The sequence below is a fragment of the Catenuloplanes japonicus genome (assembly GCF_000717135.1).
Classification (GTDB): Bacteria; Actinomycetota; Actinomycetes; order Mycobacteriales; family Micromonosporaceae; genus Catenuloplanes; species Catenuloplanes japonicus.
Window position 1 is genome coordinate 25968 of record NZ_JNXY01000050.1, and the last position, 14260, is coordinate 40227.

General features: G+C 71.5%; 12 protein-coding genes. 7 read left to right on the forward strand and 5 right to left on the reverse strand.

What is annotated here, in order from left to right; all coding sequences use genetic code 11:
* The first annotated feature begins 150 nt into the window (after positions 1-150).
* Complete coding sequence (locus tag OP04_RS46275; RefSeq protein WP_033346441.1) at positions 151-549, forward strand: DUF5319 domain-containing protein; 399 nt, start codon at positions 151-153, stop codon at positions 547-549.
* Positions 550-589: 40 nt separating this feature from the next.
* On the opposite strand, the gene OP04_RS46280 is transcribed toward OP04_RS46275, so the two are convergent.
* Positions 590-1426: a helix-turn-helix transcriptional regulator gene (locus tag OP04_RS46280; protein WP_033346442.1), complete on the reverse strand. Its 837-nt coding sequence runs from the start codon at positions 1424-1426 to the stop codon at positions 590-592.
* 272 nt (positions 1427-1698) lie between these two features.
* Here OP04_RS46280 and OP04_RS46285 point away from each other — a divergent pair, with 272 nt between their 5' ends.
* Positions 1699-2088, forward strand: a complete 390-nt coding sequence (locus tag OP04_RS46285; RefSeq protein ID WP_033346480.1) for a WhiB family transcriptional regulator — start codon at positions 1699-1701, stop codon at positions 2086-2088.
* Between the two features lie 90 nt (positions 2089-2178).
* Here OP04_RS46285 and OP04_RS46290 read toward each other — a convergent pair whose 3' ends face one another.
* Positions 2179-3876, reverse strand: a complete 1698-nt coding sequence (locus OP04_RS46290; protein ID WP_033346481.1) for a molybdopterin-dependent oxidoreductase — start codon at positions 3874-3876, stop codon at positions 2179-2181.
* A 114-nt stretch (positions 3877-3990) separates the two neighbouring features.
* Between OP04_RS46290 and OP04_RS46295 the strand changes: the two genes are divergently transcribed.
* The gene (locus OP04_RS46295) at positions 3991-4692 is read left to right on the forward strand and encodes an NUDIX hydrolase (RefSeq protein ID WP_033346443.1); all 702 of its coding nucleotides are present in this window, start codon (positions 3991-3993) and stop codon (positions 4690-4692) included.
* A gap of 16 nt (positions 4693-4708) precedes the next feature.
* The gene (locus OP04_RS46300) at positions 4709-5842 is read left to right on the forward strand and encodes a 5'-methylthioadenosine/S-adenosylhomocysteine nucleosidase (protein ID WP_033346444.1); all 1134 of its coding nucleotides are present in this window, start codon (positions 4709-4711) and stop codon (positions 5840-5842) included.
* 89 nt (positions 5843-5931) lie between these two features.
* On the opposite strand, the gene OP04_RS46305 is transcribed toward OP04_RS46300, so the two are convergent.
* A complete protein-coding gene (locus OP04_RS46305; protein ID WP_051800110.1) occupies positions 5932-7176 on the reverse strand; it encodes an IS110 family RNA-guided transposase in 1245 nt (414 codons plus the stop codon).
* Between the two features lie 316 nt (positions 7177-7492).
* Between OP04_RS46305 and OP04_RS46310 the strand changes: the two genes are divergently transcribed.
* A complete protein-coding gene (locus OP04_RS46310; RefSeq protein ID WP_033346446.1) occupies positions 7493-9460 on the forward strand; it encodes a hypothetical protein in 1968 nt (655 codons plus the stop codon).
* Between the two features lie 67 nt (positions 9461-9527).
* On the opposite strand, the gene groL is transcribed toward OP04_RS46310, so the two are convergent.
* Both groL and groES read right to left on the reverse strand, forming a co-directional pair.
* Positions 9528-11168 carry a chaperonin GroEL gene (gene groL, locus OP04_RS46315; protein ID WP_033346447.1) on the reverse strand — a complete coding sequence of 547 codons (1641 nt, stop codon included), beginning with the start codon at positions 11166-11168 and terminating at the stop codon, positions 9528-9530.
* 141 nt (positions 11169-11309) lie between these two features.
* Positions 11310-11624, reverse strand: a complete 315-nt coding sequence (gene groES / locus OP04_RS46320) for a co-chaperone GroES (RefSeq protein WP_033346448.1) — start codon at positions 11622-11624, stop codon at positions 11310-11312.
* Between the two features lie 261 nt (positions 11625-11885).
* Here groES and OP04_RS46325 point away from each other — a divergent pair, with 261 nt between their 5' ends.
* A complete protein-coding gene (locus OP04_RS46325) occupies positions 11886-13094 on the forward strand; it encodes a class I SAM-dependent methyltransferase (RefSeq protein WP_033346449.1) in 1209 nt (402 codons plus the stop codon).
* Between the two features lie 68 nt (positions 13095-13162).
* A complete protein-coding gene (locus tag OP04_RS46330; protein ID WP_033346450.1) occupies positions 13163-14239 on the forward strand; it encodes a sugar ABC transporter substrate-binding protein in 1077 nt (358 codons plus the stop codon).
* The last annotated feature ends 21 nt before the right edge of the window (positions 14240-14260 follow it).

The following is a 14260-nucleotide window of genomic DNA, read 5'->3' on the forward strand; positions in this document are numbered from 1 at the left end:
GTTCATCGTACCCAGACCCCTGATCGGGACCGTTTCGTCGCCGCCGGAAACGACGCAGGTCACCCGCCTGAGCCCCATCGATGGCGCTCGGATCACCTTCAGGGGGCGGCGGGCCGACGAAGGAGGGGGGTCTGCCGCTACGGTGGAGGCGTGCACGACGAGCCGATCGACCCCTTCAACGGCGACCCTGTCGACCCGTCTGCGGGCCTGGACGACCTCTCCGACGGGGACAACCAGAATCCGCTGACCGAGGCTGAGCGCCAGGACGTGCTGGAAGATCTGGCCGATCTTGAGATCTACCAGGCGCTTCTGGGCCCGATCGGGGTGCGCGGACTCGTGATCGAGTGCGAGGACTGTCACGAGCCGCACTACTTCGACTGGGACCTGCTGCGCGGAAACCTGCGCCATCTGCTGAGCTCCGGGCGCCCGCGGGTGCACGAGCCGGCCTACGATCCGGACCCCGATCACTACGTGACGTGGGAGTACGCGCGTGGTTACGCCGACGGAGTCCACGACACCCTGACCGAGGGCACCGAGGAGAACGAGTAAGAGGGGGCCGGTTGCCCGGCCCCCTCTTGTCCAGTGCTTCTCAGTCGACCAGGCCCGCGCGGAAACCGGCGGCCACCGCGTGGGCGCGGTCTCGCGCGCCCAGCTTGCGGAAGAGCCGGCGTGCGTGGGTCTTGACGGTGTCCTCCGAGACGAACAGCTCGCGGCCGATCTCCGCGTTGCTCTTGCCGTCCGACATGCCGCGCAGCACCTGCAGCTCGCGCTCGGTGAGCGCGATCCGCCGCACGGCCGGTTCCGGTTCGCGGCCCAGGTCGTCCGCGCCCGGCCGGGTGCCCGGCCAGCCGCGACCGAGGTCACTCAGGCCGTCGCCCGGATCACCGAAGTCGCCGCGTTGTGACGGCACCACCTGGGTCGGCACCCGGCCCGGCATCATGCCGAGCGCGGAGGCGGCGCCCTGTTCGGCGACCGCACCGGCGGTGGCACGCACCTGACCGGCGACGGCGGCCTGGGTGGCGCCCGCGCCTGCCGGCCGGGCGCCCGCGGGGGGTCTGGTGGGCAGGCAGAGCAGGAGCACCGCCTTGGCCACCACGCTGACCATGTCCTGCTCGGCGCCGCGAATGACGCCTCGGGCGCCCGCGGCCACGGTGGCCGCCGCCGCACGGGGGTCTTCGGCGCCGAAGAGCACGATCACTGCTCCGGGGGATCTGGCCAATACTCTCCGTGTAAATCCGACGCTGTCGGGCCGGGTGACCGCGGTGTCAGCCAGGACCACGTCGGCAGGCCTCTCGGCCAGCCGCAGCATCGCCTCCGGCTCGGTCACCGCAGTTCGGACGGCTCCGGCCACTCCCAGCCGGGCCGCCGTGGTCGCTACGGCTTGAGCCGCCAGCGGCGTCCGGACGCAAACGAGGACGGTACGCACAGTGATCCTCCTCTCCTCATAGGAGGAGACCACGAACCTGGGGCAGTATTACGCGCTTTCGACGGATAGAAGAGGAAACTTCCGGACAGCTCGCCACGCCGGGGAGCTGCGTGCGCATAACGATTCGATCTGTCATGTGTGAGCACACCTCCCCCTGGGTAGAACGGCGTGAGGTCGGATCGGATGCGCCTATCGGGGTCGCCGCCATCATCCGGCTCCACCAGATGAGCCACTTGAGCCGTCGCGCGGCGCCGCGAGGGAGGGTGCTGATGATGTCCAACGTACGCAGACTGCCCGGCCCCATATCCGACCTCTGGGAATGGCAGCGCCTCGGCAGCTGTCGTGGCCGTGACAGTGCACAGTTCTTCCACCCCGACGGCGAGCGTGGCTCGTCCCGCAACCGCCGGGAGACCAAGGCCAAGCAGGTCTGCGGGACCTGCCCGGTCCGGGCCCAGTGTGCGGCGCACGCCCTCGCCGTCCGCGAGCCCTACGGCGTCTGGGGCGGCTTCAGCGAGTCCGAACGCCTGCGGCTGCTGGCCGTCGGCTGGGAGGACCTCGCAGACCGCCGGCAGAACGCGGTCGACGTGGCGCGCCTGGAGGCCCGCCTCGGCGCACCTCACCTGAGCACGGTCCCGGCGCAGCGGAGGCCCACCGCGGCCTGAACCCCCCGTCACTTCCCAGTGAATCTTCACACCCCCGGATACGTCGCGGCGGCGCCCAATGGTTCAGCGGGCGCCGCCCTCACGTTTCCGTCAGGCTTTGACCTGCACCTTCACGGTGTGCCAACCCGTGGCGCCGTCCGGCGCCACCGGCACCTCGTCCTCGGTCTGCACCGCACCGGTCGCATCCGTGGCCCGTACCCGTAGCGTGTGGTCCCCCGCGGTCGCCTGCCACGGGAACGTCCACTGACGCCAGGTGTCCGCCGAGACGCCGGCGTGCAGCACCGCGTCCGCCCACGGGCCGTCGTCCACGCTGACCTCCACCCGCGTGATGCCGGTGTGCTGCGCCCACGCGACGCCGGCCACCGTGACCGGGCCGGCCGCGACCGCCTTGTTCCGCCGGGGCGTGTCGATCCGCGACTGCGTCTTGACCGGGCCCAGCGCGGACCAGCCGCGCGGCACCCAGTAGGCGTCGAAGTCGGCGAAGCTGGTCAGCTCGATCTCGGTGATCCACTTGCAGGCGCTCACGTAGCCGTACAGCCCCGGCACCACCATCCGAGCCGGGAAACCGTGCTCGATCGGCAGCGGCTCACCGTTCATCCCCACCGCCAGCAGCGCGTCCCGGCCGTCGCGCAGGACCCCGGTCGGCGTGCCACAGGTCCAGCCGTCGACGGAGCGGCTCACCACCTGGTCCGCGCCGTCCAGAGGCTGCGCCTCATCAAGCAGATCCTTCACGGGTACGCCGAGCCAGCGCGCGTTCCCGATCAGGTCCGAGCCCACCTCGTTCGACACGCAGGCCAGCGTGACGTACCGCTCGACCATCGGGCGCTGCAGCAGCTCGGCCCAGGTGAGCGTGATCGGGTTCGCCACCCGGCCGTGAATGCGCAGCGCCCAGGTCTCCGGGTCGACCTGCGGCACGCTCAGCGCGGTGTCGATCCGGTAGAAGTTCGAGTTCGCGGTCGTGTAGGTGGACAGGCCGGGCACGGGCGGGTCGATGTCGGCCGGGAGCGGCATCGCCGGGGCGGCCGCGCGCGGAAGCGTGACGGCGGCACGGATCGCGGTCACGCTCCGGCGGGTCGAGACCCACCGGCCGGCGTACCCGACCACGGCAGCGCCGGCGACGACCAGGCCGGCCGCCTTGAGGAAGTTCCGTCGCGAGTCGGGGTCGGTGGTGACCCTGCTTCTGGGGCTTTCGGTGTTTTCGGGGCTTCCGGGGTTTTCGACGCTTCCCGCATCTGTCGCGTCTGTCGCGCTTGTCGTCGTGGGGCTCGTCGCCGTCGGGCTCGCCGTGGGGCTTGTCGCCGTGGATCTCGCCGCGGGGCTTGTCGTCGTGGGGACCAGGCGCAGCAGGAACCAGCCGGTGGCCAGTGCGGCCGCCACCGCCACCAGCGACGGCAGCGCCCAGGTCGGATCCGCCCCGGAGCGGGTCAGCGCGGACGCCACCCCGATCACGCCGAACAGCGCGACCCCGCCCACCGCGTAGGCGAGCGACCGCACCGCCAGCGCCCCGATCCCGGCCGCAGCCAGCGCCAGCAGCACCACGGTCCCCACGATCAGCGCGGTCTTGTCGTGCACGCCGAACACCGCGATCGCCGCGTCCTTCACCCCGGCCGGCACGTGGTCGACCACCACGCCACCGACCGCCACCACCGGCGCTGACCGGGGCCCGGTCAGCACCGCCGCCGGCTCCGCCAGACCCAGCCCGGCCGCGGCCGCCGCCACACCGGCCAGCGCGCCCCACAGAGCCGATCCGGTGCTCCGGCGCACCGGCACCGGCACTTCCGTCGTCATCGCCACGTCCCCCAGTCTCCCTCGCGGCCCGGCGGCGAATCATTACGGCTCACGAACGGAATCCGATCCGTCCGGCCACTTACTGTCAGACTGACAAAAAGCTATTCTCCGAGGATGCCGATCGATGACTGGGAGCCGCCGGCGGTCCTGCTGACCGTCGACCTGGTGATCCTCACGCTGCGCGAGGCCGGGCTGCGGGTGCTGCTGATAGAGCGTGGCGTCCCGCCGCACCAGGGCGCGCTCGCCCTTCCCGGCGGCTTCCTCGGCCACCTCGGCGAGGACATCGAGGCCGCGGCCAGGCGCGAGCTGGCCGAGGAGGCCGGGCTCGGCGACCGGTCGCTGCACCTGGAGCAGCTCGGCGTCTACGGCGAGCCCGGCCGTGATCCCCGCGGCCGGGTGGTCTCCGTGGCCTACCTCGCCGTCGCGCCCCGGCTGCCGGACCCGGTCGCGGGCACGGACGCGTCCGGCGCGGGCTGGCACACGGCCGAGTCGGTCCTCAGCGGCGAGGTCACGCTCGCGTTCGACCACCGGCGGATCGTGGCGGACGGTGTGGAGCGCGCGCGGGCGAAGCTGGAGCACTCCTCGCTCGCCACCGCGTTCTGCGCCGAGACGTTCACCATCTCCGAGCTCCAGGAGGTGTACGAGGCCGTGTGGGGCACCCGCCTCGACCCGCGGAACTTCTATCGCAAGGTCCAGCGCACCGAGGGCTTCATCGTCGCCGACGGCCCCTCCCGGCGAACCGAGAACGGCCGCCCCGCCCGCCTCTTCCGTGCCGGTCCCCGCACGGTGCTCCACCCGCCCATGGTCCGGCCCTGACGAAGGGAAACGACGAATGAGCGCCACCCCGATAGTGATCCTCACCGCCCTCAACCTGGAGTACACCGCGGTACGGCGCCACCTGACCGACCTTGAGACCCTGACCCACGACGCGGGCACGCTCTTCGAGGTGGGCCGCCTTCCCGGCGGCGCCCGTGCCGCGCTCTGCCTGGTCGGCAAGGGCAACCAGGCCGCCGCCGTGATCACCGAGCGGGCGATCTCCCGCTTCTCGCCGGCCGCGGTGCTGTTCGTCGGCGTGGCCGGCGCGCTCTACCCCACGGTCCGGCTCGGCGACGTGGTCGTGGCGTCGAAGGTGTACGCGTACCACGGCGGCACCAGCGAGAACGACGGCATGAAGGCCCGCCCGCGCGCGTGGGACCTCCCGCACGCGGCCGACCAGATCGCGCACCGGCTGGACCGTACCGGCGAATGGGTTGGTCATCTGCCCTCCGGCGCGGAGCGGCCGGCCGTGCGCTTCGCGCCGATCGCCGCGGGCGAGGTGGTGCAGGACTCCGCCACGTCCGCGCACGCGCAGTGGGTCCGCGACCACTTCAACGACGCGCTGGCGATCGAGATGGAGGGCGCCGGCGTCGTCCACGCCGCGTTCCTGAACAGCGCGCTGCCCGGCGTCGTGGTGCGCGGCATCAGCGACCGGGCCGACGGCACCAAGGAGCGCACGGACGGGCAGAACTGGCAGCCGCGCGCGGCGGCGAACGCGGCGGCGTTCGCGATCGCGCTCGCGGACGAGCTGGCCCGGCACACCCCCACCCGCAGTTCCGGCCACACCTCTGGGAGCACCCCGATGCTGGGATCGAATCACAACGTTGCCAAGGGTTCCGCGCACGTCGGCGTGCAGGCCGGCATCGTGACCGGCGGCGTCCACCAGACCTTCGGCCCGGCCACGCCGGCCGGTCTGCCCGACCGGCTGGACGCGTTGCGCGCCCAGCTGCGGCAGGCGCGGGCGGACGACCGGCTGGACGAGGAGACCTACCGCGCCGCCGAGGCGGAGCTGGAGATCGCGGCGGACGCGGAGGAGAGTCCGGGCACCGCGCTGGTCGCGCTCAAGCGGCTCCGCGGCCTGGTCGTCGACCTCGCCGACGTCGCCACCGGCGTCGCCGCGATCATCGCGCTGGTGCAGGCGCTGGCATGAGCGAGCTTGCGAGCGAATCATTCGGCACAGTGCCTGAACTCATGCCGACGGAGGAGCGAAGCGGAGGAGGCGGCATGAGTAGCCCTGTGTCAACCCGTCGCTTTTTGATCTTGGTCGAGGAGTCGTTGGAGGGCTCGGTGTCGGTCGGGGTCGTAGGCGGTGCCGGTGGTCCAGCATTTCCAGATGATGTCGAGCCAGGCGCGGGCCAGGATCCGTACGCAGTGCGGATGGTCGTGGCCGCGGGCGCGGGCCCGGCGGTAGAGGTCGGCGGCCCAGGCGTTGCTGTGGCGGCTGTCACCGGCGAAGTCGCAGACGGCGTCGCGCAGTTGTTTGTCGACGGCCCAGCGGAACGCGACGACGCGGGCTTTGCCGGATTCGCGGGTCGAGGGGGCGACGCCGGCGAGGCAGGCCAGGGAGGCCGGGGTCGGGAATCTTCCACGGGCGTCACCGATCTCGGCGAGGAGCCGGGCGGCGCGGACGGTGCCGGAGCGCGGGAGGCTGGTGAAGATCTGCTGGTCCGGGTGCACGGTGAGGGCTTCGGTGATCTGCTGGGCCAGGACGTCGATCTGGGCGGTGATCGTGGTGATGGTGGCCAGGTAGGCGTGGGTGATGCCGGCCAGTGCGCGGCCGTGTTCGCCGTCGGCGCCGCGGGCGGCGTCGGTGACCCGGGCGTGCAGGGCGGCCGGGTCGGCGCGGCCGCAGTAGCCGACGCTTGCCAGCCACGCGGCCAGGCGTTTCGGCGACAGCCGGTCGAGGGCGTCCTGGCTGGTGAACCGGGTGATGAATCGGAGGCTGACGGCGGAGTCGAGGCTGGCGAACAGGTCGACGACCGCGGGCAGTGCCGTTTGCAGGTGCGCGCGGAGCTGGTTGGTCACCGCGACGCGGTGCGCGACCAGGTCCTTGCGGGCCCGGCAGAGTTTGCGCAGCGCGATGGTCGGCTCGCTGTCGAGCAGCAGCGGGGTCAGCCTGCGCCGGTCGGTGCGCACGGTGTCGGCCAGGACGTAGGCGTCGAACCGGTCGTCTTTGTTACCGGCCGAGCCGTACCGGCGGCGCAGGGCTTTGACCTGCGACGGCGGGATCACGAATACGGTACGGCCGGCGCCGAGCAGGGCGTCGATCACGGGCCCGTCGCCGCGTTCGATGCCGACGTCGTTGACACCGTGCCGGTCCAGGAGAGTGTTGAGCCTGGTCAGACCGGTCTTGTTGTGAGGGATGGTGAACCGTTCGATCGGTTCGCCGTCGCCGTCGAGCACGCAGACGGCGTGGTTGTCCTTCGCCCAGTCGACTCCGGCGCTGATCGCTCGCCTCGGGCCGGGGGTGTCCTGCACACTCATTGTTGCCTCTCCGCTGCGCTACCAGTGGGGAAGCACCTGGCGGTTCCGGGACGCCACAGCCGGTTGCTCATTGAGCGGCGTTCGCACACGCATAGCCCTGTGGCCGATCGGGGCGTCCCGGGCCGCCGGGCCTCGCAGAACTCATGCTGGACCTTGAAGGTCGAGCGAGCGGGGCGATGGCCCGACGGTCACCGGTGCACTCGAACCAACATCAGCTCGAGTGAGACAAGGGTGCACCAATGAGCGAGCGTGCGAGCGAATCATGGGCGCAGTGCCTGAACTCATGCCGACGGGGGAGCGAAGCGGAGGAGGTGGCATGAGTCGTCTGGGCACCAACACGAACGTCGCGGACGGCGCCGCCACCGTCGCGCTGCAGGCCGGCGTGGTGCACGACGGCGTGCACATCTACGAGGCGCCACCGGGCGCGACGCCGGCGGACCGGTTCGAGGTCGGCCTGCGGTACCTGGAGGGCGGCGTCGCGTCGAAGGCCCAGGAGCTGATCGAGGAGGCGATGGCCGCCGGGCACCGTACCAGCCGGGTTCGTTTCTACTGGATCCTCGCGCTGCTCAGCGGCCGGACGCTCAGCCAGCTGACGGACGCGGACGAGGACCGGCTGCGGCACGCGCTCGGCTCGCCGCGGCTGAGCGCGGACGACGAGTGGGTGGAGGGGCTCCGGGTCATCGAGCGGTTCCTGACGGCGCTGGACAGCCCGAAGGACGATCCGCAGACCGCGATCAAGGCGTTCGACGCGTTGCCGCCGGCCCGGCGCAAGGAGATCCTCCGGCACCTGGAGCTGTTCCTGAAGGACAAGATCCAGGACGCGATGTGGCAGCGGTCGCTGGCGCAGGCGAAACGCGAGCAGAAGTCGTCCCACCGCCGCAACCGAGTGTGGATCTTCTTCCAGCCGACGCCGGCGCCGCCCCGGGCCGGCGTGCCCGCGCCGGTCGCCACGACGCTGCCGCACCACCTGCTCGCCTGGGCCGCGAGCGCGGTGTTCCTGGCCGCGGTCGGCTACCTCGGCCTGCTGGTCCTGACGCACGGCAGCGTCTGGGCGGTGCTCGCGTTCCTCGCGGGCGTGGGCGGCCTCGTGCTGATCGCCCGGTACGGCGCGCCCTGGCGCTACCGTGTCGCGCGCCGGCACACGATGTCGCCGGCCGTGCCCCCGGCACCGGAGAGCGACTTCGCCCGGGACCTCGACCGGATGCTGTGGCAGTACGCGGGACGGTTCGCCCCGGACGGCGCCGACGCGTCCGCCTGGCAGGCGAGGTCCGCCCGGATCCGCACCGATCTGGCGACCGCGTTCCAGGGCGCGGAACCGCACCCTCGGGAGATCGCGTGGCTGGTCCGGCACCGGCTGCGCGACGCCCGGGACCGGTGGGCGGACGACAGCATGCCCGGTGCGCTCCGCGCGGAGCTGCGGACACCCTGGGCCGAGCGCCTGTGGATGCTGGCCGGCGCGGCCCTGCTGCTGGCCGCGGTCGTGTGGGCGCTCCCGGCACCGCTCACGGCGCAGCCGCTGCACGGCGTGGCCGCGGTCATGGTCGCGCTGCTGGCCGGCCACGTCGCCGTCCGGAATCATCTCCAGGTCTTCATAGAGCGCCGCCGGTACGCCGCGGAGCTCGCCGAGGCCGAGGACCGGCTGCACGGCGACCTGGAGGCGTACGCCGCGTGGCAGGAGAAGCTCTCGCTCCGCCCCACCGACGCGGAGATGGCCTCCTGGCTGGACTGTGACCGCCGCATCCTGCTGGACCAGGCCATGCGGCACCACGGCCTGACCCCGCGGCACGTCATAGCCAGCGCGTTCATCGGCGGGTCCGGCGGCGGCGCCCAGCGGGCACGGATCCGCCGCGGCCCGTGGCGGTACTCGCAGTACCGCCTGACCGTGTTCCTGCTGACCGCGGACGGTGTCCGGCAGATGACCGCGGACCTGGACTTCGCCCAGGGCGAGATGCAGATCCGCAAGCGCACCAACTACCGCTACGAGGCGGTCGCGTCCGTGCACGTCACCGAGGCCGGCGGCGCACAGCCCCGGTTCAAGCTGACGCTGGTCAACGGCGAGGCGATCGACGTGCGGGTGACCGGCGGCGACCTGGGCCTGCCGGACCTGCGGGCCGACTCGTCCGTGGCCGAGGCCGTGTCGCTGGACTCGACCGGGCTCAAGAACGCGTTGCAGGTGCTGGAGGGCATCGCCGCCGAGGGCAAGCGGTGGGTCCACCTCGACCGGGAGCGGCGCGGCAGCCGCGTCTCCGTGCTCCGGAAGGCGATCGAGGCCCTGATCCGGTAGGTACGCGACACGCCCCGGAGCCGTTGCGGGCTCCGGGGCGTGTCAGGCGTTTACCGGTGGCGACGGGTCAGAAACCCGGGCCGTGCTGGTGGCCGTGCCCGTGGCTGTGACCGCCGGCGGCGGCCGGCTCGGGCTCGGCCGGCTTCTCGACGACCAGGGTCTCGGTCGTGAGCAGCAGACCGGCGATCGAGACGGCGTTGGCGACGGCGCTGCGCGTCACCTTGACCGGGTCGATGATGCCGGCGGCGGCCAGGTCGACGTACTCGTCGGTGGCCGCGTTCAGGCCGTGGCCCCACTCGGAGGCGCGGACCTTGTTGACCACGACGTAGCCGTCGTGGCCGGCGTTCTGCGCGATCCAGCGCAGCGGCTCGTCGAGCGCCTTGCGGAGGATCCGGATGCCGGTGGCCTCGTCGCCGGTCAGGCCGAGCTCACCGTCGAGCACGGTGGCGACCTGGGCCAGCGCGGCGCCGCCGCCGGGCACGGTGCCCTCCTCGACCGCGGCCTTGGTGGCGGCGATCGCGTCCTCGATGCGGTGCTTGCGCTCCTTCATCTCGACCTCGGTCGCGCCGCCGGCCTTGACGACCGCGATGCCGTTGCCCAGCTTCGCGAGGCGCTCGGAGAGCTTCTCGCGGTCCCAGTCGGAGTCGGTGGCCTCGATCTCCTTCTTGATCTGGGAGACCCGGTCGGCGACCTCGGCGGAGTTGCCGCCGCCGTCGACGATCGTGGTGTTCTCCTTGTCGACGACCACGCGACGCGCGGTGCCGAGCTGGGAGATCGTGGTCTGGTCCAGCTTGTAGCCGAGCTCGGAGGCGATGAGCTCCGCGCCGGTGGAGACCGCGATGTCCTGCAGCATGGCCTTGCGGCGGTCGCCGAAGCCCGGCGCCTTCACCGCGGCGACCTTGAAGGTCTTGCGGAGCGCGTTGACGACCAGCGTCGCGAGGGCCTGGCCCTCGACGTCCTCCGCGATGATCAGCAGCGGCTTGCTGTCCTGCAGGACCTTCTCCAGGACCGGCAGGATCTCCTCGACCGTGGAGATCTTCGAGGTGGTGATGAGGATGTAGGGGTCCTCCAGCACCACTTCCTGCGACTCGGCGTCGGTCACGAAGTTCGGCGAGATGAAGCCCTTGTCGAACTGCAGGCCCTCGGTGACGTCGAGCTCGGTGGCGAGCGTGGAGCCCTCCTCGACGGTGATGACACCGTCGCGGCCGACCCGGTCCATCGCCTCGGCGATGAGCTCGCCGATCGTGGCGTCCTGCGCGGAGACGGTCGCGACGTGCGCGATCGCCTTGTGGTCCGAGACCTCGACGGCCTTCGCGATCAGCGCGTCCGACACGGCCTTGGCGCCCGCGTCCAGACCGCGCTTGATGCCGGCCGGGTTGGCGCCGGCCGTCAGGTTGCGGATGCCCTCGCGGACCAGCGCCTGAGCCAGCACGGTCGCGGTGGTGGTCCCGTCGCCGGCGACGTCGTTGGTCTTGGTCGCCACCTCCTTGACGAGCTGCGCGCCAAGGTTCTCGTACGGGTTGGTGAGCTCGATCTCCTTGGCGATGGTGACGCCATCGTTGGTGATCGTCGGAGCGCCGAACTTCTTGTCCAGCACGACGTTGCGGCCGCGCGGCCCGAGCGTGACCTTCACGGTGTCCGCGAGCGTGTTGACACCGTGCTCGAGCAGGTGGCGGGCGTCATCCGAGAAGCTCAGGATCTTCGCCATTGTTGTCCCTTCACGGACGTGGGTACTGCGGTCACGCCGACGGGCGCGACAACGCTTGTGAACCGTCTATAACCGCAACCAGCCCCGGGCGCCCGCGAACGGGGAGACCGGGGCTGGCCGCGCAAAACATGTATTACTTGGTCACTTCTCGATGACGGCGAGCACGTCACGCGCGGAGAGCACGAGGTACTCCTCGCCGGCGTACTTGACCTCGGTGCCGCCGTACTTCGAGTAGATGACGGTGTCGCCGACATTCACGTCAACCGGGATGCGGTTGCCCTTGTCGTCGATCCGCCCGGGGCCGACCGCCTTGACGGTGCCCTCCTGCGGCTTCTCCTTGGCGGTTTCGGGGATCACGAGACCGGACGCAGTGGTGGTCTCGGCCTCGTTGGCCTGCACGAGGATGCGGTCCTCGAGCGGCTTGATCGCAACCTGGGTCGCGGTAGTCACGGGCATACCCTCCTGGGGTACTGGTGTCGTTACCGGCCACGCGCACGCGGACGCACGCTGACCGAAGTCAATCTGCCTCATGCCACCAAGCGGACCGTCGTCGCGGGTGCCGGACCGCCAGGCGTCGCTCCCGGGACAAGCCCGGAAGGCTGGCACCCACCCATGGCGAGTGCTAACGGAAGGTTATTCCGGTGGCTAGCACTCCGTCAAGGAGAGTGCCAACACCCCGCGCGCCGCGACCCGTTCCGGCGACCGGAGGATGGGGGCGTGGAGTTGGACCTGTTACGCACCCCCGAGGGACAGACCGCGCTGGCCGCGGCCGCGGCGACGGACGGCGGCGACGTGCTGGCCGCCGCGGCCGGGCTGCGCCGCGCCGGTTTCGCACCGGACCTGGCCTCGGCCGCGCTCACCCAGGTCGAGCTGCGCCGGAAGGCCGCCGCGAAGTTCGGCGCGGACGCGGACGTCATGTTCTTCACCCGGGCCGGGCTGGAACAGGCCACCCGGGCGGCGGTGGCGGCACGACGCGCCGCGCGGCTGCACGACGCGGGCGTGCGCGTGCTGGCCGATCTCGGCTGCGGTCTCGGCGCCGACGCGATCGCGGCCGCACGCCAGGGCATCAGGGTGTACGCCGTGGAGGCCGACCCGCACACCGCGGCACTGACCAGGGCGAATGCGGAGGTGCTCGGCCTGGGCGAGCTGATCACCGTCACCACCGGGGACGCCACCGAGGCGGACCTGAGCGGCGTGGACGCGGTCTTCTGCGACCCGGCGCGGCGCGCCTCGAAGACCGGGAAGCGCGTGTTCGACCCGGCATCGTTCTCGCCGCCGTGGGACTTCGTGGCCGGGCTGGCCGCGCGCGTGCCGCGTACCGTGCTCAAGCTCTCGCCCGGCATCGACCACGCGCTGATCCCGGCCGGCGCGGAGGCGGAGTGGGTGAGCGTGGGCGGCGACGTGGTGGAGGCCGCGTTCTGGTGCGGGCCGCTGGCCGGCGTGCCGCGCCGGGCCACCGTGCTGCCGGCCGCCTCCGCGGAGGGCGGCCCCGGGGACCACGCGCTGACCGGCGAGGCGGACGTGCCCGCGGAGGTCGGCGGCGTCCGGCGGTACGTCTACGACCCGGACGGCGCGGTCGTGCGCGCGCATCTGGTGGCCGCGTTCGCGGACACCGTCGGCGGCGTGCTGGCCGACCCGGAGATCGCCTACGTCTACACGGACACGCCGGCCCCGACCGGCTTCGGCCGGTGCCTGGAGGTGCTGGACACCATGCCGTTCTCGCTGAAGCGCCTGCGTGCGGAGGTACGCCGGCGCGACGTGGGCCGGGTGGAGATCCTCAAGCGGGGTTCCGCGCTCGACGTCCAGCAACTGCGCCGGGACCTGCGCCTGAGCGGTTCCGAGAGCCTGTCGCTGGTGCTCACCCGGGTGGCCGGCGCGCCCGTGACGTTGCTCTGCCGACCCGTACCCCCTGGGAATCTGTCCTGATCTGCCCCGATAAGGGGCCTCGGCCGGGCATAGTGGGAATGATCCCTCCGCAGATGAAAGGGCCTCGTATGCGCCGCGGTATCGCCACTCTCACCGCCGCCGTGGTCGCGGCCGGCACGTTCACCGCCTGCGGTGCCGAGGACGCCGGCGACGACCCGGTGCCGAAGATCGGTGTGATCCTGCCGGACAGCGGCACCTCCGACCGCTGGGAGACCGCGGACCGGAGGTTCCTGGAGAACGCGTTCAAGAAGGCCGGCATCCAGTTCGACATCCAGAACGCGCAGGCCGACAAGACCGCGTTCCAGGCGATCGCCGACCAGCAGATCACCAACGGCGCCACGGTCCTCATGATCACCAACCTGGACTCCGGCACCGGCAAGGCCGTGCTCGACAAGGCGAAGGCGCAGGGCGTCGCCACGATCGACTACGACCGCCTGACGCTCGGCGGCAGCGCCGAATATTACGTCAGCTTCGACAACAACCAGGTCGGCAAGCTCCAGGGCGAGGGCCTGACCAAGTGCCTGACCAACCTCAAGGCGCAGAAACCGATCGTCGCGGAGCTGCACGGCTCCCCCACCGACAACAACGCCACCCTCTTCAAGGAAGGCTACGAGTCGGTCCTGAACCCGCTCTACACCAACGGCACCTACGTCAAGGGGCCCGAGGCCGCCGTGCCCGACTGGGACAACGCCCAGGCCGCCACGCTCTTCGAGCAGATGCTCACCCAGAGCCCCAAGATCGGCGGCGTCCTCGCGGCGAACGACGGCCTCGGCAACGCCGTCATCAACGTCCTGAAGAAGAACAAGCTCAACGGCAAGGTCCCGGTCACCGGCCAGGACGCCGACGTGGCCGCCCTGCAGAACATCCTCGCCGGCGACCAGTGCATGACCGTCTACAAGGCGATCAAGACGGAGGCCGCCGCCGCCGCGGAACTCGCGATCTCACTGGCCAAGGGCGAAAGAAAAGACGTCACGGGTACGGTCACCGACCCGCAGACCCAGCGCAAGGTCCCGTCCGTGCTGCTCGCGCCGCAGGCGATCTTCCAGCAGGACGTGAAGACCGTGGTCGAGGACGGCTTCGTCACCAAGGACGAGCTGTGCACCGACGCCTACGCCGCGGCCTGCAAACAGTTCGGCGTCGAGTAGGGCTCGCGCTACGCTCGCTCC